Annotated in this window: 18 protein-coding genes; 9 read left to right on the plus strand and 9 right to left on the minus strand. The window is 73.6% G+C overall.

From position 1 onward, the window contains the following. Nucleotides 1-54 precede the first annotated feature (54 nt). From ACFY8W_RS13575 to ACFY8W_RS13595, 5 genes are all read left to right on the plus strand, one after another. Complete coding sequence (locus ACFY8W_RS13575; RefSeq protein ID WP_391104191.1) at nucleotides 55-1,239, plus strand: peptidoglycan bridge formation glycyltransferase FemA/FemB family protein; 1,185 nt, start codon at nucleotides 55-57, stop codon at nucleotides 1,237-1,239. Between the two features lie 155 nt (nucleotides 1,240-1,394). Continuing rightward, nucleotides 1,395-2,954 carry a murein biosynthesis integral membrane protein MurJ gene (gene murJ / locus ACFY8W_RS13580; RefSeq protein ID WP_391105512.1) on the plus strand — a complete coding sequence of 520 codons (1,560 nt, stop codon included), beginning with the start codon at nucleotides 1,395-1,397 and terminating at the stop codon, nucleotides 2,952-2,954. 107 nt (nucleotides 2,955-3,061) lie between these two features. Beyond that, nucleotides 3,062-3,748 carry a response regulator gene (locus ACFY8W_RS13585; protein ID WP_391104194.1) on the plus strand — a complete coding sequence of 229 codons (687 nt, stop codon included), beginning with the start codon at nucleotides 3,062-3,064 and terminating at the stop codon, nucleotides 3,746-3,748. Nucleotides 3,749-3,793: 45 nt separating this feature from the next. Further along, nucleotides 3,794-5,269 (plus strand): ATP-binding protein, encoded by a 1,476-nt coding sequence (locus ACFY8W_RS13590; RefSeq protein ID WP_391104197.1) that lies wholly within the window; start codon nucleotides 3,794-3,796, stop codon nucleotides 5,267-5,269. Beyond that, nucleotides 5,266-5,859 (plus strand): hypothetical protein, encoded by a 594-nt coding sequence (locus tag ACFY8W_RS13595; RefSeq protein WP_391104200.1) that lies wholly within the window; start codon nucleotides 5,266-5,268, stop codon nucleotides 5,857-5,859. The genes ACFY8W_RS13590 and ACFY8W_RS13595 overlap by 4 nt, the downstream gene beginning before the upstream one ends. A 147-nt stretch (nucleotides 5,860-6,006) precedes the next feature. On the opposite strand, the gene ACFY8W_RS13600 is transcribed toward ACFY8W_RS13595, so the two are convergent. Beyond that, nucleotides 6,007-6,849, minus strand: a complete 843-nt coding sequence (locus tag ACFY8W_RS13600) for a serine hydrolase (RefSeq protein WP_391104203.1) — start codon at nucleotides 6,847-6,849, stop codon at nucleotides 6,007-6,009. Between the two features lie 52 nt (nucleotides 6,850-6,901). Between ACFY8W_RS13600 and ACFY8W_RS13605 the strand changes: the two genes are divergently transcribed. Beyond that, nucleotides 6,902-7,330 carry a MerR family transcriptional regulator gene (locus tag ACFY8W_RS13605; protein WP_391104206.1) on the plus strand — a complete coding sequence of 143 codons (429 nt, stop codon included), beginning with the start codon at nucleotides 6,902-6,904 and terminating at the stop codon, nucleotides 7,328-7,330. Continuing rightward, nucleotides 7,327-8,367: an aldo/keto reductase gene (locus ACFY8W_RS13610; RefSeq protein ID WP_391104209.1), complete on the plus strand. Its 1,041-nt coding sequence runs from the start codon at nucleotides 7,327-7,329 to the stop codon at nucleotides 8,365-8,367. The genes ACFY8W_RS13605 and ACFY8W_RS13610 overlap by 4 nt, the downstream gene beginning before the upstream one ends. A gap of 59 nt (nucleotides 8,368-8,426) precedes the next feature. On the opposite strand, the gene ACFY8W_RS13615 is transcribed toward ACFY8W_RS13610, so the two are convergent. The 7 genes from ACFY8W_RS13615 to ACFY8W_RS13645 form a co-directional block, all read right to left on the minus strand. After that, nucleotides 8,427-9,626, minus strand: coding sequence for an acyltransferase family protein (locus ACFY8W_RS13615; RefSeq protein ID WP_391104212.1), 1,200 nt, complete (start codon nucleotides 9,624-9,626; stop codon nucleotides 8,427-8,429). Continuing rightward, nucleotides 9,623-10,603: an alpha/beta hydrolase gene (locus ACFY8W_RS13620; protein WP_391104215.1), complete on the minus strand. Its 981-nt coding sequence runs from the start codon at nucleotides 10,601-10,603 to the stop codon at nucleotides 9,623-9,625. Before ACFY8W_RS13620 ends, ACFY8W_RS13615 begins: the two co-directional genes overlap by 4 nt. Nucleotides 10,604-10,985: 382 nt before the next feature. Next, entirely contained in the window at nucleotides 10,986-11,666 is a 681-nt protein-coding gene (locus ACFY8W_RS13625) for a response regulator (protein WP_391104218.1), read from the minus strand. A 20-nt stretch (nucleotides 11,667-11,686) separates the two neighbouring features. After that, nucleotides 11,687-13,009, minus strand: coding sequence for a histidine kinase (locus ACFY8W_RS13630; protein WP_391104220.1), 1,323 nt, complete (start codon nucleotides 13,007-13,009; stop codon nucleotides 11,687-11,689). A gap of 136 nt (nucleotides 13,010-13,145) precedes the next feature. Then, complete coding sequence (locus ACFY8W_RS13635) at nucleotides 13,146-14,015, minus strand: DUF4429 domain-containing protein (protein WP_391104223.1); 870 nt, start codon at nucleotides 14,013-14,015, stop codon at nucleotides 13,146-13,148. A 76-nt stretch (nucleotides 14,016-14,091) separates the two neighbouring features. Then, nucleotides 14,092-15,303, minus strand: coding sequence for an alpha/beta hydrolase (locus ACFY8W_RS13640; protein WP_391104226.1), 1,212 nt, complete (start codon nucleotides 15,301-15,303; stop codon nucleotides 14,092-14,094). A gap of 231 nt (nucleotides 15,304-15,534) precedes the next feature. Next, nucleotides 15,535-16,164, minus strand: coding sequence for a TetR family transcriptional regulator (locus ACFY8W_RS13645; protein WP_391104229.1), 630 nt, complete (start codon nucleotides 16,162-16,164; stop codon nucleotides 15,535-15,537). Nucleotides 16,165-16,290: 126 nt separating this feature from the next. On the opposite strand from ACFY8W_RS13645, the gene ACFY8W_RS13650 reads away from it, so the two are divergent. Continuing rightward, the gene (locus tag ACFY8W_RS13650) at nucleotides 16,291-17,913 is read left to right on the plus strand and encodes a DHA2 family efflux MFS transporter permease subunit (protein WP_391104232.1); all 1,623 of its coding nucleotides are present in this window, start codon (nucleotides 16,291-16,293) and stop codon (nucleotides 17,911-17,913) included. Nucleotides 17,914-18,060: 147 nt separating this feature from the next. Then, nucleotides 18,061-18,477 carry a peptidase inhibitor family I36 protein gene (locus tag ACFY8W_RS13655; RefSeq protein ID WP_391104235.1) on the plus strand — a complete coding sequence of 139 codons (417 nt, stop codon included), beginning with the start codon at nucleotides 18,061-18,063 and terminating at the stop codon, nucleotides 18,475-18,477. Here the strand turns inward: ACFY8W_RS13655 and ACFY8W_RS13660 are convergent. Continuing rightward, nucleotides 18,458-19,405: an ion channel gene (locus tag ACFY8W_RS13660; protein ID WP_391104238.1), complete on the minus strand. Its 948-nt coding sequence runs from the start codon at nucleotides 19,403-19,405 to the stop codon at nucleotides 18,458-18,460. The genes ACFY8W_RS13655 and ACFY8W_RS13660 overlap by 20 nt on opposite strands. Nucleotides 19,406-19,431: the final 26 nt, after the last annotated feature.

Below are 19,431 nucleotides of genomic sequence, written 5' to 3' on the forward strand. Positions count from 1 at the left end.
GAGCCTGCTGTGCGCCCCACCACCGAACGGGGCGGAACAAGGAGGCTCCCCGTTGTGTCAGCGCTGCTCGTGACGCCCGCGTCCGTACCGGCTCCCGCTCGCGCGCTGCGGCTCGGACCGGTCACACCCGAGGCGTACCGCGCCTTCCTCGCGACCCGTTCCACCGGCCCGGACGGGCCCAGCTTCCTCCAGCTCCCCGCCTGGGCCCAGGTGAAGGACGGCTGGACGCACCAACTCGTCGGCTGGGGACCCGAGTCGGGCGAGCTCACCGGTGTCGCCCTGGTACTGCTCCGTGCCTTCCCCGGCACCCGCAAGTACTTCGCCTACCTGCCCGAAGGGCCCGTCGCCGACTGGGCCGACCCCGACGTGGACGGCTGGCTCGACCCGCTCCTGAGGCACCTGCGGGCCTCCGGCGTGTTCGCCGTACGCATCGGGCCGGGGCCCGCGTACCGGCGCTGGACCGCCGCCACCCTCAAGGCGCACACCGGACCCGGGCGGCGCCTCGGCGACGTCCTCGCCAGCGAGGTCGACCCGCTCGGCTCCGCCGTCGCCGAACGGCTGCGCGCCCGAGGCTGGCGCAAGTGCGGCGGCGACTCCGAGGACGGCGCCGACGCCCAGCCCCGGCACGTCTACCAGGTGCCGCTCACCGGCCGCAGCTCCGACGACCTGTGGAACGGGCTCAACCAGGAGTGGCGGCGCAACATCCGCAAGGCGCGCAAGAGCGGCGTCGAGGTCGTCGTCGGTTCCGCCGCCGACCTGCCAGAGTTCCACCGGCTGCTGCGGATCACCGAGGAGCGCGACGGCTTCCGGCTCGGCCGCTCCCTCGCGTACTACGAGCGCCAGTACGCCGTCCTCAACGCCGAACAGCCGGGACGCATGAAGCTGTACCTCGCCCGGCACGAGGGCGAGGTCCTCGCCGCCCACACCATGATCACCGTCGGCCGGCGGGTCTGGTACCAGACCGGCGCCTCCGCCGACCACCGCCGCGAGGTCCGCCCGTCCAACGCGCTGCAGTGGCGCATGATGCTCGACGCCCACGCCGTCGGCGCCGACGTCTACGACCTGCGCGGGGTACCCTCCACCCTCGACCCGGACGACCGCGCCCACGGGCTGCTGCGCTGGAAGCTCGGCACCGGCGGACAGGTCGTCGAGACCCTGGGGGAGTGGGAGATTCCGTTGCCCGGCACGACCAACCACACGCTGTACCGCGCCTTCCAGGCGTACCTGGCCCGCCGATGACGGCGAGCACCACCGCAACGCCCACCGGAGGACCCGGGGAACCGACTGGCGAACCGACCGGCGAACCGACCGGAGGGCCGACCGGCGGACCGACCGGAGACGGGGCCGCGGCCGGGGCGAAGACCGCGCCGTCCGTGGCCCGCAGCGGCGCCCTCATGGCGGCCGGCTCGCTGGTCTCCCGCGCCACCGGCTTCGCGCGGTCCGCGGTCGTCGCCGCGGCCATCGGCACCGGCTTCGTCGCCGACGGGTACGCCGTCGGCAACTCGGTGCCGACCATCGTCTACATGCTGCTGCTCGGCGGCGCCCTCAACGCCGTCTTCGTGCCCGAACTCGTCAAGGCGGCCAAGGAGCACGCGGACGGCGGCGTCGCCTACACCGACCGGCTGCTCACCGTCTGCGTGCTCGCCCTCACCGTCCTGACCGCCGTCGCCGTGCTCGCGGCGCCCGCGATCGTCGACGGCTACACCGACTACACCGGCGCGCAGCGCGACATGACCATCGCCTTCGCCCGCTCCTGCCTGCCGCAGATCTTCTTCCTGGGCCTCTTCACCCTGCTCGGACAGGTGCTCAACGCGCGCGGTCGGTTCGGCGCGATGATGTGGACGCCCGTCCTCAACAACCTCGTCGTCATCGGCGTCTTCGCGCTCTTCCTCGCCGTGTCCGACGGCGGCGACCTGACCGCCGGGGAGACCGCGCTCCTCGGCTGGGGCACCACCGCGGGCATCGCCCTCCAGGCCCTCGCGCTCCTGCCCTCGCTGCGGGCGGCCCGCTTCCGCTGGCGGCCCCGGCTCGACTGGCGCGGCAGCGGACTCGCCGCGCCGCTGCGCGCGGCCGGCTGGCTCGTGCTCCTCGTCCTCACCAACCAGGCCGCGTACTGGGTGACGACCAAGGTCGCCACGGCGGCCGGGCAGCGCGCCGAGGGCGCCGGGCTCAGCGCGTACAACAACGCCTACCTGCTGTGGGCCGTCCCGCACGGCATCGTCACCGTCGCCCTCGTCACCGCCCTCATGCCCCGGATGAGCGGCGCGGCGGCGGACGGCGACCTCACGGGAGTGCGCCGGGACGTCGCCTACGCGCAGCGCACCACCGCGGCCGCCGTCGTCCCGGCCGCCTGCGCCCTGTTCGCGCTCGCCGTGCCGCTGATGGCGACGGTCTTCCAGTACGGGCGGACCGACGCGGGCGCGGTCCGCTCGATGGCCTGGATCCTGATGGCCCTCGCGCCCGGCCTGATCGCCCTCTCCGGCCAGTACGTGTGCACCCGCGCCTTCTACGCGATGCGCGACACCCGCACCCCGTTCCTGCTCAACCTGGTCATCGCCGGGCTCAACGCGCTGCTCGCGGTCTGCGCGTCCGCCTTCCTGCCCGCCCGCTGGGCCGTCGCGGGCATGGCGGCCGGCTACTCGCTCGCGCTGTGGGCGGGCTGGGGACTGACGGCGTACGTCCTCGGCCGCCGCCTCAGGGGCGCGGAGACGACGGGTACGGGAGCCGGTGCCGCACTCGTACGGCTGCTCGCCGCTGCGGCCCCCGCCGCCGGGCTCGGCCTGCTGACGGCCGACCTGGGCGCCCCGGCGGGCCCCGTGGCGGCAGGCCTGGCGGGCGCGGTCGTGATCGTCGCCGTGTTCGCGCTCCTGGCCCGGCCTCTGCGGCTCACCGAAGTGAGCTCGCTGATCGGGAACGTCACCGGCCGCGCCGGCCGTCTCGTACGGCGGGGCTGACCCGTCGGCCGTCTCGTACGGCGGGGCTGACCCGCCGCCCCTTCCGACCTGCCCCGCCGGGCCCCCTCCCCGGCGGGGCACCGCTCCGACCTTGGGATACTCCACAGATGCCACGCGTGCTGCTGATCGAAGACGATCCCTCCGTCCGCGAAGGCGTCGAGCTCGGGCTCCGGCGCCGCGGGCACGAGGTGCGCACCGCCGCGACCGGCGAGGCGGGACTCGCCGCGCTCCGCGAGTTCCGGCCCGACCTGCTGCTGCTCGACCTGATGCTGCCCGGCATGAACGGCGTCCAGGTGTGCCGGCTGGTCCGGGAGAGCAGCCAGCTGCCGATCATCATGCTCACCGCCCGCGGCGACGACTTCGACGTGGTCGTCGGCCTGGAGGCCGGCGCCGACGACTACATCGTCAAGCCCGCCCGTACCGAGGTCATCGAGGCCCGCATCCGCGCGGTGCTGCGCCGGATGGAGGAGCCCGGCGGCGGACGGCCCGCCGTGGAGTTCCACGGCGAGCTGGCCGTCGACCGGGCCGGGCTCACCGTCGCCAAGAACGGCGAACGGGTCGCCCTCGCCCCCTCCGAGCTGAAGCTGCTGCTGCACCTGACCTCCGCTCCCGAGCAGGTCTTCAGCCGCCAGCAGCTCCTCGAACACGTCTGGGAGCACAGCTTCCACGGCGACGCACGGCTCGTCGACGCCTGCGTACGGCGGCTCCGCAACAAGATCGAGGACACCCCCGGCGAGCCCCGCTACATCCAGACCCTGCGCGGCTTCGGCTACCGCTTCGGCCCGCTCCAGTGAGGACCGGACAGTGAGGGACCGGACCCGGAGAGCGAGGACAGCCCAGTGAAGGCCCATGTGCCCGGCGACGCCGAACGGCCGCCGAGGAGACGCCGCCCGCGCCCCTTCGGGCTGCGCACCCGGCTCGTCCTCGCCTTCCTCCTGGTCGCCGCCGTCGGCTGCGGCACCACCGCCGCGCTCACCTACCGTGCCGCCCGCAACGCGATCCTGGAGCAGACCCAGGACACCGCCGTCACCGCCTTCCGGCAGCAGGTCGAGACCCTGAACACCGGGCTGCCGGTCGACCGCGAAGGGCTGCGCAACGAGCTCCAGCGCATCGCCCGGCTGGGCAAGCCGCGGCCCTGGCGGGTGTACGCGGAGTACGGCAGCCTGCGGGTGTCGTCCACCGACCGGCCCGAGTCGAGCGTCCTCACGCCCGAACTGCGCCGCCGCGCCACGGCGATCGGCACCACGCACGGCAGCTTCCAGCGGGTCGTCAAGAACGGCACCCCCTACCTGACCGTCGCGGTCCCCGCCGTCTTCAGCGGCCGCGGCGGCTATCCGGCGAGCCGTCCCACCGGTCTCGTCGTGTACGCGGTGATGGACCTCGGCGAGGAGGAGGCCAACATCGAGGCCATGGTCCTCGCCGCCCGCGACGGCGCGCTTCCCGCGCTGCTCGTCGCCCTGGTCCCGGCGCTGCTCGCGGCCCGGGGCGTGCTGCGCCCGGTGCGGGAGCTGCGGCACGCCGCGCACAGCATGGGCCGGGGCCGCCTGGACACCCGCATCCACGCCAAGGGCAGCGACGAACTCGCCGACCTCGCCCGGACCTTCAACGAGTCGGCCGCCGAGCTGGAACGTTCCGTCGCTGAGCTGCGACGCGCCGAGGCACGCGCCCGGCGCTTCGCCTCCGACGTCTCGCACGAGCTGCGCACCCCGCTCGCGGGCATGCTCGCGGTCACCGAGGTCCTGGACGAGGACGCCGGCACGCTCGACCCGGACACGGCCCGTGCGGTACGCCTGATCAGCGCCGAGACCGGCAAACTGGCGGTGCTGGTCGAGGACCTCATGGAGATCTCGCGCTTCGACGCGCGCGCCGCCGAGCTGTACACCGACGAGGTGGACGCGGCGGAGGTCGTTCGGAAGACGCTGATCAACCGCCACTGGACCGACCCGCAGCAGATCGTGACCGCGCTCACCGAGGGCATCCGGGTCCGGCTCGACCCGCGCCGCTTCGACGTGGTCGTGGCGAACCTCGTCGGCAACGCGCTGCGGCACGGCGGCCCGCCGGTGACGGTCCGGGTGTACGCGGAGCGGGACACCCTCGTCACGGAGGTCGCCGACCGGGGGCCCGGCATCCCGGACGACGTGTTGCCCCACGTCTTCGACCGCTTCTACAAGGCCGACGCGGCGCGCACCCGGTCGGCCGGCAGCGGTCTCGGCCTGGCCATCACCCAGGAGAACGTGCGGCTGCACGGCGGCACCGTCGTCGCCGCGAACCGCCCCGACGGCGGCGCCGTCTTCACGGTCAGGATCCCGCTGTGAGAACCCGATGGACCGCCGCCGTCGCCGCCGCCCTGTGCCTGCCGGCGCTCGCCGCGTGCGGCATACAGGGAAGCGACGTCGTGGAAGCCGGGGGCGCGGCCACGGTCGCCGTGCAGCCGACCAACGGCACGAAGCTGCTGCTGTACTTCGTCGGCGCCGACGGGCGGCTGATGCCGGTCACCCGCAACCTCGGCCTGTCCGTCGGGCCCGAGGGGGAGACCAGCCTCGTCGACGACCACGGCCGCGTCATCCTGCCCACCCACCCGGCGGACGGCGGATACCGGATCGCGACCGACAAGGTCCTCGCCACGCTGCTGGAAGGACCGGACGAGCGGGAACGCACCGCCGGACTCACCACCCGGGTCAACCTGCACGGCGCGGGCCGGCCGCACGCGGAGCTCCAGAGGGGCCGCGACGGGCGACCGGTGCTGACCCTCCGCCTCGCGGCCCGTGTGCAGGACCTCGACGCGGTCGCCCACCAGCAGCTCGTCTGCACGACCGCCTACGCCGAGGGCCTCGGCGCCACGGTCCCGGTCCTGGTCACCGGCACGGACGGCCCTCTTCCGGCCACGCGCTGCGAACCGGAGTAGGCCGCGAACCCGGGGACGGGCGCGCGCCCGGCGCGCCCGCGGCTGCCCGGCCAGGCCGTCCCTTCCGGATCAGGGCCAGGCCGCCTCTTCCGGATCCCGGCCGGGTCCGCGGCGTCCTGCACGGCACCTGATCCGAACGGAAACGGCCTAGCGCGCCCGCAGCTCCGCGAGGACCGCGTCCGTGAAGGGCGGCCACGCCTCGATCGCCCACGGCCCGAACGGCCGGTCCGTCAGCGCCACGCACGCCGCGCGCGCGTCCGGGTCGATCCACAGGAAGGTGCCGGCCTGCCCGAAGTGCCCGAAGGTGCGCGGCGAGGACGTGGCACCGGTCCAGTGCGGCGACTTCCCGTCGCGGATCTCGAAGCCGAGGCCCCAGTCGTTCGGCCGCTGGTGCCCGTAACCCGGCAGGATCCCGGTGAGCCCGGGGTACGCGACGGTCATCGCGTCCAGGACCGTGCGCGGGTCGAGCAGCCGCGGCGCCTGCACCTCGGCGGCGAAGCGCACCAGGTCGTCGACGGTCGACACGCCGTCCTTGGCGGGCGAGCCCTCCAGGGTCGTGGAGCTCATGCCGAGCGGCTCCAGGACGGCCTGGTGCAGGTACTCGGCGAAGGGGATGTCCGTGGCCTTCGCGACGTGGTCGCCGAGCACCTCGAAGCCGGTGTTCGAGTAGATCCGGCGGGTGGCGGGCGCGGCCATCACACGGTTCTCGTCGAAGGCGAGACCGGAGGTGTGGGCGAGCAGGTGCCGTACGGTCGCGCCCTCCGGACCGGCCGGCTCGTCGAGGTCGATCGCGCCCTCCTCGTACGCGACGAGGACCGCGTACGCCGCGAGCGGCTTGGTGACGGAGGCGAGCGGGAAGCGTTGCCCGGTGGGGCCGTGGGATCCGGCCAGGGTGCCGTCCGCACGGACGACGGCCGCCGCCGCGGTGGGGACGGGCCAGTTCTCGATCGACGCCAGGGACACCAGGCCGGGCACGCTGCTCTGCTGCATGCTGCCGAGCCTACTTGCTTGGAGTGCACTCCAACCTTTTAGCGTGGTGGTCATGAGCGTGATCGAGAGCACGAGCACGAGCACGGCCACGACGGCACCCCCGTCCCAGGAGCGGTTCACCATCAGCGAGGTCGCGGCCCTGACCGGCCTTTCGGCGCACACCCTGCGCTGGTACGAGCGGATCGGCCTGATGCCGCACGTCGACCGGACCCACACCGGCCAGCGCCGGTTCACCCGGCGCGACCTGGACTGGCTCGCCTTCGTCGGCAAGCTGCGGCTCACCGGCATGGCGGTCGCCGACATGGTGCGGTACGCCGAGCTGGTACGGGAGGGCTCCCACACCCACGACCAGCGGCGCGCGATCCTCGAAGGCACCCGCGACGACGTCGTCGCCCGGATCGCCGAACTCCAGGACGCCCTCGCCGTGCTCGACCGCAAGATCGATCACTACGGAACCATCTGCGGAGGCACCACTTCATGAGCGCGTCCACGACCACGCCGACCGGCAGGATCGACACCGTGCGCCTCGGCGGCCCGGACGGACCCGAGACCGGTGTCCAGGGCTTCGGCGCGATGGGCATCAGCGAGTTCTACGGCGGCACGGACGAGGCCGCCGCCCGCGACACCCTCGACGCGGCCCTGGAGGCCGGCGTCACCCTCCTCGACACGGCCGACGCCTACGGGCAGGGCGCCAACGAGGAGTTCCTGGCCCCGTTCGTCGCCGCACACCGCGACGAGATCGTCCTGGCCACCAAGTTCGGCATCGAGCGGCGCGCCGACGACCCGCGCTACCGCGGCGTCAACAACTCGCCCGAGTACATCCGGCGTTCGGTCGAGGGCAGCCTGCGCCGGCTCGGCGTCGAGACGATCGACCTCTACTACATGCACCGCACCGATCCCGACGTGCCCTTCGCGGAGTCCGTCGGGACCATGGCCGAGCTGGTGAAGGAGGGCAAGATCCGGCAGATCGGGCTGAGCGAGGTCACCGGGGCGGAGCTCCGCGAGGCGCACGCGGTGCACCCGATCGCCGCGCTCCAGTCCGAGTGGTCGCTGTTCTCCCGGGACGTGGAGCGCACCGCGGTCCCCGCCGCGGCCGAGCTCGGCGTGACCTTCGTGCCGTACTCGCCGCTGGGCCGCGGCTTCCTCACCGGCGCGTTCGCCGACGCGACGAAGGAGCTCGCGGACGACGACTTCCGCCGCCACCAGCCCCGCTTCAACGGCGAGAACGCCGAGCGGAACCTGGCCCTGCTCCAGCCGGTCCGCGCGATCGCGGCGGCGCACGGGGCGACGCCCGCCCAGATCGCGCTGGCCTGGGTCCAGCAGCGCGCGGCCGTGCACGGCCTGACGGTCGTCCCCATCCCGGGCACCCGCAAGCGCGCCCGCCTGCTGGAGAACGCCGCCGCCACCCGGATCACGCTGTCCGCGGCGGAGCTCGCGGCCCTGGAGCCGATCGCCGGCCAGGTGGCCGGCGACCGCTACCCGGACATGCGCTTCACCTCGGCCGCTCGGGAGGGATAGCCGTCGGCCGGTCCCACGGGCCCGGGGGCCCCGCCCCGCCGTCTCCGGCCGCGGGGCCGTCACGCCAGGCCCAGGGCGAAGACCGCGAAGCCCGCGGCCAGGACGCCCGCCAGGGCGCGACGGGTCCTGCCCGTCCGCGTCCACGGGGACTCGAAGCCGCGCGCGTGACGGCCGACGAGGACGAGGAGCCCGGCGAACACCGGCATCCAGGCCAGACGGGCCAGGATCCAGCCGACGGAGTCGGGCGACCCGACGAGACCGGCGACCTCGCCCGCGTACGAGGCGGGGATCGCGGCGGCCAGCATGGCGGTCTGGTGCCAGCACAGGATCGTCATCGCGGACAGGTTGACCACCACGACCGGGGCCCACAGCGCGGGCCGCCGCAGCAGCCGGCCGAGCCGGTCCCGCAGCAGGACCGCGGCGCCGCTCTGCGCGGCGGCGAGGGCCAGGACCAGCAGGGACGGCGGGTGCGAGTTGGTGCGGGCCTCGCCGGGGACGCCGACCATCGACGCCGGGTAGCCGAACCACGCGAGCAGCGCGGCGAACAGCGCTGCGCCGCCGAGCAGCAGGCCCCACGCGTGACGGCGGGTGACCCGGCCCTCGCCCCACGAGACGCCCAGCTGATAGGCGAACAGCCAGCCGGGCAGGATGTTGAGGACGCTCAGCCAGGACGGCACCGCGTCGGCGTACGGCCCGTAGCGCAGGAAGTCGACCACGGCGACCGAGCCGAGCAGCGGGGCCGCGGCCCACACGCCGAGCCGGCGCGCGGCCCGTACGCAGTACGGCGTCAGCGCGGTGACGACCGTGTACACGCCCACGAACCACAGCGGCTGGATCACCAGCGTGGACGCCGTCCGCAGCGTGTCGGCGGGCACGCCGAAGCCGTAGTGGAGGAGGGGCAGCAGCGCCGCCCACACGGCCGTGACGCCGAGCACCGGCCGCCCGAGCCGGGCGAGGCGGCTCTTCAGCCACTCGGCGGTGGAGCCCTGGTGGCGGCGGAACGAGAGGACGGAGGCGTAGCCGCCGACCAGGAAGAAGATGCCCAGCATCTGGAGGATCCAGCTGACCGGCGCGAGCCCCCCGAACGCGGACAGCGGGCTCGCGTTGTGGATCGCGCCGTCGGAGGAGAGCGTGAACCCGCCGAGCAGCCAGTGCCCGGTGGGCACGGCGAGCAGCGCGAGGGCGCGCAGTCCGTCGATCGCGCGGTCCCGGTGGGCGGGGGTGCGGGACTCGATCCTCCCGACGAGCGTCGTCCTCATCGGACCTCTCCCTCGGCGATCGCGGCGAAGGCACGGAGGGACTCGGTACCGGGCGCGAAGTAGCCGTCGTGGCCCAGGGCGTCCGCGGCGGGCACGGGACGGGCGCCGAACTCGGGGCTGGTGGGGTCGGTGCCGTGGCCGAACCCGGCGAACTCGACGTTCGGCACCCGGTCGATCCAGTCCGTGGGATCCTTCGCCGCCCACACCCGCGCGGAGGTGTCCAGCGCCGCCACGTCGTCGGCGCGCATCCCCGGGGACGCGACGGCCACCAGGTCCTTCGCCTTCAGCCGGTGCGCGGCGAGTCCGCACACGACCGACCCGTAGCTGTGGCAGAAGAGGGACGGTTCGGCGGCTCCGACGGCGTCGAGCCCCTCCGTGAACCGGGCGAGGCGCGCCGCGCCCGCCTCGGCGAGGTCACCGGACGCGGCGTCCAGGCCGACGCCGACGGGCGTGGTGTAGCCGGCCCAGGCGACGACGGCGGTCCGGCCGCCGGTGGCCTCGCGCAGGGCGGTGGCCTTCCGGGTGAGCGGCGCGAGGTTCCCGGCGTCGACGTCCGAGCCGGGCACGATCACGGCCACGTGCTCGGCCTTCGCCAGGTCGCCGTACACCAGCACGGCCTGCCCGCGGCCCCGCGGGTCGTACGCGAGCACCTGCTGTCCGGCGAACCGTCCGCCCGCCGTCCGGGAGTTGGCGGCGTAGCGGAGGGCGGGCGGGGCGCCGTCGAGGTTGCCGACGACCTCCGGGTGCTCGCGCAGCAGCCGTTGCCGTCCCGCAGGGCTCAATCCCTGGAAGAACGCGGCGGTCTGAGCCGGCGTCATCCGCTCGGGATCGGGCAGGCCGTCGGCCCGCCAGGCCGTCGTACCGGCCGGTGCTCCGGTCACCGCCTGCTGGGTGGTCCCGGACGCCCAGCCCGCGGTGCCCGCCATCACGGTGGCGGTGACTGCGGTGGCGATCAGGGTCCTCGTGAACCGGCGCATCGGCCACTTCCCTTCCGTTCCTGTTCCTGTCGTCGTGAGCGAGAGGAAGGTAGGAAGCGGACGGGTGACGGCACGTCACACCGGGGCGCCAACCCTGAAGTGATACCGGAGTAGGGGGCGGAGGAGCGGCCGGCCCCAGGCCGGGGGTGGGGTTTTCCCCCGCCTCGGGCCTGTCGGGCGCGGGGTTTTCTCCTGCCTCGGGCCTGTCGGGCGCGGGGTTTTCTCCTGCCTCGGCCTGTCCGGCGCGGGGTTTCCCCCGCCTGGGGCCTGTCTGGCGGATCATGGCCGGGTCCGCGGCGCCCGGCACGGCACCTCGGCGCGATGCACCGCACCGGACGCCGCGGCCTGTCCGGCCCTGATCCGCCGGACAGGCCCCAGCCGGCTACTGGCCGCCCGGCGTGACCAGACCCGACTCGTACGCGAAGATGACCGCCTGCGCCCGGTCGCGCAGGTCGAGCTTGGCGAGCACCCGCCCGATGTGGGTCTTCACGGTCTGCTCGGCGAGTACCAGGTGGTCGGCGATCTCCTGGTTCGACAGGCCCCGGGCGATCAGCTCCAGGACCTCCGTCTCGCGCGGGGTGAGCCCGTTGAGGCGCAGGGCCGCCCGGTCGCCGCGCGGCGCCGGCCGGGACGCGGCGAAGTCGGCGATCAGCCGCTTCGTGACGGACGGCGCGAGCAGTGCCTCACCCGCCGCGACCACCCGCACCGCCGCGATCAGGTCGGCCGGCGGCGCGTCCTTCAGGAGGAAGCCGGAGGCGCCGGCGCGCAGCGCCTCGTACACGTAGTCGTCCACGTCGAAGGTCGTGAGCATGAGCACCTTCGGCCGGTGCACGACGCCCGGCGGAGGACCGAGGATCTCCCGGGCCGCCGCGAGCCCGTCCATCTCGGGCATCCGCACGTCCATCAGGACCACGTCCGGGTGGGTCGTCCGGGCCACCTCCACGCCCTGCCGCCCGTCGGGCGCCTCGCCCACCACGTCGATGTCGGTCTGCGCCGAGAGCAGGGCGGCGAAGCCCGCCCGGACCATGGCCTGGTCGTCGACGATGATCACGCGGATGGTCACGGGGGTGCCCTTCGAGGTCGTCAGGGGTTCGTCAGCGGCAGCCGGGCGGCGACCCGGAAGCCCCCGTCCGGCAGCGGCCCGGTGTCCAGCGAGCCGCCGGTCAACCGTACGCGCTCGCGCATCCCGACGAGGCCGTGTCCGGTGCCCGAGCCGCCCTCCAGTGGTGAAGTCCGCTCCGCGGTGGGCCCGTTGACGACCAGGACGTTCAACCAGCCCTCCCCGTCGCCCCGTACCGACACCCGGGTCTCGGCGCCCGGCGCGTGCCGGACGACGTTGGACAGGGCCTCCTGCACGATCCGGTAGGCGGAGAGGTCCACCGCCTGCGGCACCTCGCCCAGGTCCGCCGCGAGCGACAGCTCGGCCGGGACCCCCGCCCGTACCGTCGCCTCCACCAGCTGCTGCAGCCGGTCGAGCCCGGGCTGCGGCGCCCGCTCGCCCTCCGTGCCCTCGCTGCGCAGCACCGCGAGCAGCCGCCGCATCTCGGCGAGCGACTCGCGCGCCCCGGACGCGATCGACGCGAACTCCTCGCGGGCCGCGTCCGGGAGGTCCGGGATGCGGTACGGGGCGGAGTCCGCCTGCACGGTGATCACCGACATGTGGTGGGCGACCACGTCGTGCAGCTCGCGGGCGATCCTGGCCCGCTCCTCCAGGAGGGTGCGGCGGGCCCGCTCGGCCTCGCTGATGGTCTCCTGCTCGACGAGCCGCCGCTCCGCCTCGCCGCGCCCGCGCAGGGTCGCGGTGACCAGCAGCACGATCCCGCTGAGCACGAACAGCAGCACGATGACGCCGTCGCCCGGGCGGCCGGGCGAGACGAGTTCGAAGACGGCTCCCGCGGCACCGGTCACCAGCCACACGCCCACCAGGGCGCGCCGGGACTCGCGCAGCCCGAGGGCGAGCATCAGGAACAGGTAGCCGACGACGACCATGGGCGTCCACGGCCAGGGGAGTTCGTGGTACTCGGAGCCGAGCAGCACGAAGCCGCCCAGGACGTCCGCCACCATGATCACCCACCAGGCCTGGAGCGGCCGGGTGACGGCGAGCAGCAGCGGCACGGTCTGCGCGGTCGCGAGCGCCCCGGCGACGGCTCCGTTGACGTGGTACTCGTGCACCAGCACGGTGACGGTGACCGGCAGCAAGGCCGCGACGAGCGCGAGGGCGACCCCGTACGGCAGCCAGCGCAGCCACCGCGAGGACGCCCGCGCGAGCAGCGGCTCGCCGGGTCCGGCGGGGGTCGCGAGGGCGGTCCCGAAGCTCCGGAGCAGCTCCTGGGCCCGGGCGCCGGACGTCCGCTCCGGAGCTCCGGACCGCGGCGTGGGCGGCTGTACTTCTTCCTTTTCCTTCATGGCCCGCCCAGCGTAGGCACCGCGGACGGGCGGGAACGTCATACCCGGGTGCGGGCCGGTGGGTCATACCGGAGTACGACTCCGGGGTATGGACCCCGGAGTACGACTCCGGGGTACGGACGCGTGCGGAGCGGCGCTACAGCTCCGCGAGCAGCTCCGCCTTCTTCGCGGAGAACTCCTCGTCCGTCACGAGCCCCGCCCGGTGCAGCTCACCGAGGTGGCGGATCCTTTCCGCAACTCCCGCCGGGTCCCGGTGCGGCACCGCCGCCTGCACCGCGACCGGCACCCGCTCGGAGGTGCCGCGGACCGCGGCGAGCACGGACGCGGCGAACGGCAGGGACTCGTGCACCGGCCCGTAGCCGAGACCGAACACGACGGAGGCAGGGTCGTGGTCGGGCTGTACCGGGCGCGCGTCGTGGCCGTCGCGGCGCACGAGCCGCAGATAGCCGTCGAGGATCTCGGGCGAGCGCCACTCGACGCCGCTGAGGTCCCGCACCCGGAAGGTCTGGTCGCCCGCCTTCCACTTCTCCGAGGAGGCGCCCGTCCAGAACCAGCGGAAGGAGACCTCCGCCTTCCCGTCGAAGCTCGCCTTCCCGTCGTACGCCTTGAAGGACTGCGGGCCCTCGGGCGCCGCCACCAGGAAGCGGTCCGCGGGTCCCAGGTCCTCGTACGGCGCGAGCGCGGCGCGCAGCTCGTCGCGGTAGTACTCGGCGAGCGTCTCCCGGTCGGCGGGAAGCACGAGACGGTACGGGTCGCTGCCGTCCTTGAGCTGGCCGGCGGCCGCCTCCATCAGTGGATCGGCGCCGTCCCGGGGCACGGCGTGCAGCACGACGGTGCCCCGCTTCCCGGGGCCGAGCGTCACCGAAGCGAGCGCCTCGTGCGGGATGCGCCGTTCGCGCAGCGCGTTGAGGAGCTTCGGCGTACGGATCCCCCGTTCGAAGCGGATGACGACTGCGTCGCTCTCGAACTCCCAGGTGGCATGAATTCCGGCCAGCACATCACCCATACGCCTCATCGTATGTGGCGTATGCCCCGACGTCGCCCCTTCGCAGCCACCGTAAATCCGCCGTGATCTACGCGCGTCAGGCGGGTGTGCCGCCGGAGATTCCACCGAGGCAAGCGCTGTCGGCGCTCGCGCAGGTCAGACGGCCGTATGCGCCGACCCCTATCGCGGCGAAGTTCCGCAGGCTGTCCGTACCCGGCTCGAAGTAGCCGGCGTGACCGGTGGCGCCGGCCGCCGAGAGCAGTCGTGCGCCGAACTCCGGAGCCACCGGATCGGCGCCGTGACCGACCCCGCCGAGCTCCATGTGCGGCACGTCGGCGATCCAGTCGTCGGTGTCCCGCATGGCCCAGATCCGGGCCCGGGTGCCGAGGTCGGCGGCCCGTTCGGCCCGCATGCCGGGGCTGCCGGCCACGACCAGGTCGGTGACCCGGGCGGGCAGCCGGGGCGCGGCGACGCCGCACAGCACGGAGCCGTAGCTGTGGCAGAAGAGGGTGACCCGGGCGTCGCCGGGCAGGGCGGCGGTCAGGTCGACGAGCCGCACGGAGCCGTTCGCGGCGAGCCGCCCGATCGCCGCCTCGATGCCGACGCCGACGGGCGCGGTGTAGTCGGCCCAGGCGATGACGGCGGTACGGGTGCGGGGATCGGCCCGGCGCTGGGCGGCGTACAGGGCGTCGGCCATGCCGGCGGGCGCCGAGTAGCGGCGGGCGGTCTTCTGGAAGGTCAGCAGGTTGGTGTCGACGCCCGGCACGATCACCGAGACCCGCTCGGCCCGGTCCAGGTCGCCGAGCACCTCCGCGGTCCGGCCCGTGCCCGTCGGGTCGAAGGCGAGGATCTGCCGGCCCGGCCGCATCAGGCTGGTGAAGCGGTGCACCCGGCGCACGGCCTGGTGGCGGCCGTCGGCGGTGAGGCGCGGGTCGTCCACCCGGTCGCGCTCGGCGGCCAGCGCGCGGGAGAGGGACTCCCGGTTGGCGCGGTAGCGCAGGGTGACGGGGACACCGTTGAGGTTGCCGACGACGAGGGGATGGGTGTCGGCGAGCCGGGCGCCCTGTGCTGGGCCGATCGCGGCGAAGAACGCGGCCACCGTCCGGGCGGGCGCCTTCGGGTCGGGCAGCGCGCGGTGGCCGACCCGGTCCTGGGTCCACGCGATCAGCGCCTCCTCCCGTGTCTGCCCCGGCGTGCGCTGGTGCCGGATCGTGGTCCACCCGGTCGTCGCGAGGAGGACGAACACCACGGCGAGCGCGAGCAGCATCCGCCAGACGGTGAGGGTGGGGGAGGAGTCGAAGGAAGGCATTGGCCGCCACCCTAGGGGGCAGCGAGGCGGGCTCGGACGGACGAGTGACGCGGATCACTTCGCACTGGGGTGTGCGGTGACGGTGCGTGCACGCGGTCGTACGCGGAGCTCGTATGGGAGCTCGTGCGGGGTGTGGGCGGGGGCGAGCGATTTGCGAGTCGAACTCGCGCTTGCAGGGGGCTCGGCCGAGTGGAGCTCGAACGCGGGGGAGCTCGTCGAGGTCCGCGAGGTTCACGACCGCCAGTGCGGCTCCAGCGCCGGCGCCAGGTGGTCCAGGTAGTGCTCGGTGAGGGCGCGGATGGACTCCAGGGTGGGGTTCTCGCTGCGGCCCCACAGCTGCCCGGTCACCCGCATCACGCCGCTGAAGGCGGCGACCGCGATCCGGGGGCGCGGGTCCTCGTCCACGTCCAGCCCCTCGCGCTCGGCGATCAGCCGGGCGATGGTGTCCTCCATCTCCGTGGAGCGGCGCAGGTGGACGGCGAGGAGGGCGGGCGTCGACTCGATGCTCTGGAAGGTGCGCAGGTACAGCTCGACGGGCACCACCTCGACGATCGCCTCGCCGATGGTGTCCCACGCGCCGAGCACCGCGTTGCGCATCGCGACGAACGGGCCCTCCTCGGGGGGCCGTTCGGCGAGGGCCCGCACGAACCGTTCCTCCACCATCTGCTGGACGGCGAAGGCCACGTCCTCCTTGGTGGCGAAGTAGCGGAAGAAGGTGCGCTGGGAGACGTCGACCGCGTCGGCGATCTCGTCGACCGTGGTCCGCTCGAAGCCCTGGGTCGTGAACAGTTCGAGGGCGACCCGGATCAGCGCGTCGCGGGTGCGCTGCTTCTTGCGCTCGCGCAGGCCGGGAACGGTCATGTCGGGCCCTCTCCCCGCTGCTTTTTCGCCACTTCGTCCGGCTCAGGGTACCTGTGAGCTACGTGACAGTTACCGGCGCGTGAATCGCTTTGTCAATTGTCAGTGACTGACACTAGCCTCCTTCGCATGACTAGTCAGATCACCGTGGAAAAGGCCCCGCAGGGTCAGGGGGGCGGCCCGGCGCCCGAGACGGCCCCGGCGAAGGGACTGCGCGGCCACCCATGGCTGACCCTGCTCGCCGTCGCCGCAGGCGTGATGATGGTGGCGCTCGACGGCACGATCGTCGCGATCGCCAACCCCGCCATCAAGGACGACCTCCAGGCCTCGCTCGCCGAGGTCCAGTGGATCACCAACGGCTACCTCCTCGCGCTCGCCGTCGCGCTGATCACCGCCGGCAAGCTCGGTGACCGCTTCGGCCACCGGCAGACCTTCCTCATCGGCATCGCCGGCTTCGCCCTCGCCTCCGGCGCGATCGGCCTGTCCGACTCCATCGGCCTCGTGATCGCGTTCCGCGTGCTCCAGGGCCTCTTCGGCGCGCTGCTGATGCCGGCCGCCCTCGGCCTGCTGCGCGCCACCTTCCCGGCCGAGAAGCTCAACATGGCCATCGGCATCTGGGGCATGGTCATCGGCGCCTCGACCGCCGGCGGCCCGATCGTCGGCGGCCTGCTCGTCGAGCACCAGAGCTGGCAGTCCGTCTTCTTCATCAACGTGCCGGTCGGCGTCCTCGCGCTGGTCCTCGGCCTGGTGATCCTCAAGGACCACCGCGCCGAGAACGCCCCGCGCTCCTTCGACCTCGTCGGCATCGTGCTGCTCTCCGCCGCCATGGCTGCCCTCATCTGGGGCATCATCAAGGCCGGCGAGTCCTGGGGCTGGGGCAGCGGCAAGACCTGGGGCTGCCTGATCGGCGCCGTCGTCCTCTTCGCGGTCTTCGCCGTCTGGGAGAGCAAGGTCAGGGAGCCGCTCATCCCGCTGCAGATGTTCCGCTCCGTGCCGCTCTCGGCGGGCGCGGTCCTCATGGTCCTGATGGCCTTCGCCTTCATGGGCGGGCTGTTCTTCGTGACCTTCTACCTCCAGGGCGTGAAGGGCCTCAGCCCGGTCGACAGCGGTCTCGCGCTGCTGCCGCTCACGGGCATGATGATCGTCTCCTCGCCGCTGGCCGGCGCGCTGATCACCAAGTTCGGCCCGCGGGTCCCGCTGGTCGGCGGCATGGTCTGCACGGCCGCCGCCATGTTCGGCATGCTCACCCTCACCGCCGACACGGGCAACCTCGCGATGTCCCTCTGGTTCGCGCTGCTCGGCCTGGGCCTGGCCCCGGTCATGGTCGGCGCCACCGAGGTCATCGTCGGCAACGCCCCGCTGGAGCTGTCCGGTGTGGCGGGCGGTCTCCAGCAGGCCGCCATGCAGGTCGGCGGCGCGCTCGGTACGGCGGTGCTCGGCGCGGTCATGTCGTCGAAGGTGTCGAGCTCCTTCGCCGGGAACTGGAAGGAAGCCGGAATCCCGGTGCCCGCCGACCCGCGCCTGGAGCAGGCGGCCGAGTTCGGCATGGTGCCGCCGGAGCTCTCCAAGGCGCCCGGCATGACGCCGGAGCTGTTCCAGACCATCGGCAAGGTCATCCACGACACGTTCATGGACGGCATGGGCCTCGCCTTCACCGTCGCAGGCGTCGTGGCCGTCGTCGCGGCCCTCGTCGCCACGCTCACCAAGCGCGGTGAGAACGCGGAGGCGGGCGCGGGCGCGGCGCACATCTAGCGTCGCGGCGTCTCCGGGGCTGGGTCTCGGGGTTCCCGTAGGGGGTCGTCACCCGTTCGTATGAACGGGGGCGGCCCCTCTTCCGTCTTCGGGCTCCCTTCGTCATGCTCGTGATTACGGAGAGTTACGAAACGGGGGTTCACCTGCATGTATACGAAGACGATGCTGGCCGTCGGAGTGGTCCTGACCGCCCTCCTCACGATCCCGGCGGAGGCCGCCGCACCGGCGACCGCACCGGCGACCGCACCGGCGGCTGTGCCGGCCGCCGCTTCCGGCACGGTGCTCGGCGCCTGCGGCCCCGGCCAGTTGTGCCTGTGGCCCAAGGCCGACTTCAAGGGCCGCGCCCAGGCGCACGAACTGGCCGCGGTCGACATCGAGAGCTGCGTCGCCCTGCCGGCCGGGACGAGCGCCCAGTCCCTGGCCAACCGCACGGGCCGGCCGGTCACCACGTACCAGTCCGCCACGTGCGCGGAGACCGGGGAGTTCGAGACCTATCCCGGACGCGGCACCTGGGTGCCGCAGACGCCCTACCAGGTGCGGGCGTTCAAGATCTGGGAGAGATAGGAGAGGCGGGAGAGGCGGCAGAGGTGGAGGTAGGGGAAGCGGGAGGGACAGACGAGGCAGACGAGATAGACGAGATAGACGAGACAGGCGAGGCAGACGAGACAGGGACGGGAAGCTCCTCCGGTCCACCCGGTCCGCCCGGTCCGCCCGGTCCACCCGGTGCACCAGGTCCGACCGGTGCACCCGATCCGTCCGGGGCCGGGGCCGGGGCGGGGGACGGCGGGGGCGAGAGACGCGCGACCTCGGCCCGCAGCTCCCGCACCTCCCGGGTGAGCGCCTCCAGGAGCTCGGTCTGCCGGCGTTCGACCTCGTCGTCGCGGTCGAAACGCGCGATGAACCAGGCGGCGATGTTGGCCGTCACCACACCGAGCAGCGCGATGCCGGACAGCATCAGGCCCACCGCGAGCACCCGGCCCAGACCGGTGGTCGGGGCGTGGTCGCCGTATCCGACGGTGGTCATCGTGGTGAAGGACCACCAGACCGCGTCCCCGAGCGTCTTGATGTTGCCGTCCGGCGCGTCCCGCTCCACATGGAGCACGGCCAGCGAGCCGAACATCATCAGCCCGACCACCGCGCCCGCCACATAGGTGGTGAGCGTTATCTGCGGGGCCATCCGGGCCCGCCGGCCCACCAGGAGGAGCGTGGAGACGACGCGGAGCAGCCGCAGCGGCTGCACCATCGGCAGCACGACAGCGAGCAGGTCCACCGGATGGCTGCGCACGAAGGCCCAACGGGCCGGGGCGAGCGCCAGCCGTACGAGGTAGTCCAGGGCGAACGCGGCCCACACGGCCCACTCGACCTGAGTGCACAGCCGGTGCACCCACGGGGCGGCGTCCGGTGCCACGATCGGTACGGCGTAGGCGATTCCGAACGCCACGGCCAGCACCAGCAGCGGCGTTTGGGTGCGCTCTTCCCAGCGATCCTTCATCCCGGCATCGTAAGGAACGCCGAAGG

It is taken from the genome of Streptomyces sp. NPDC012637, assembly GCF_042954805.1.
GTDB lineage: Bacteria > Actinomycetota > Actinomycetes > Streptomycetales > Streptomycetaceae > Streptomyces.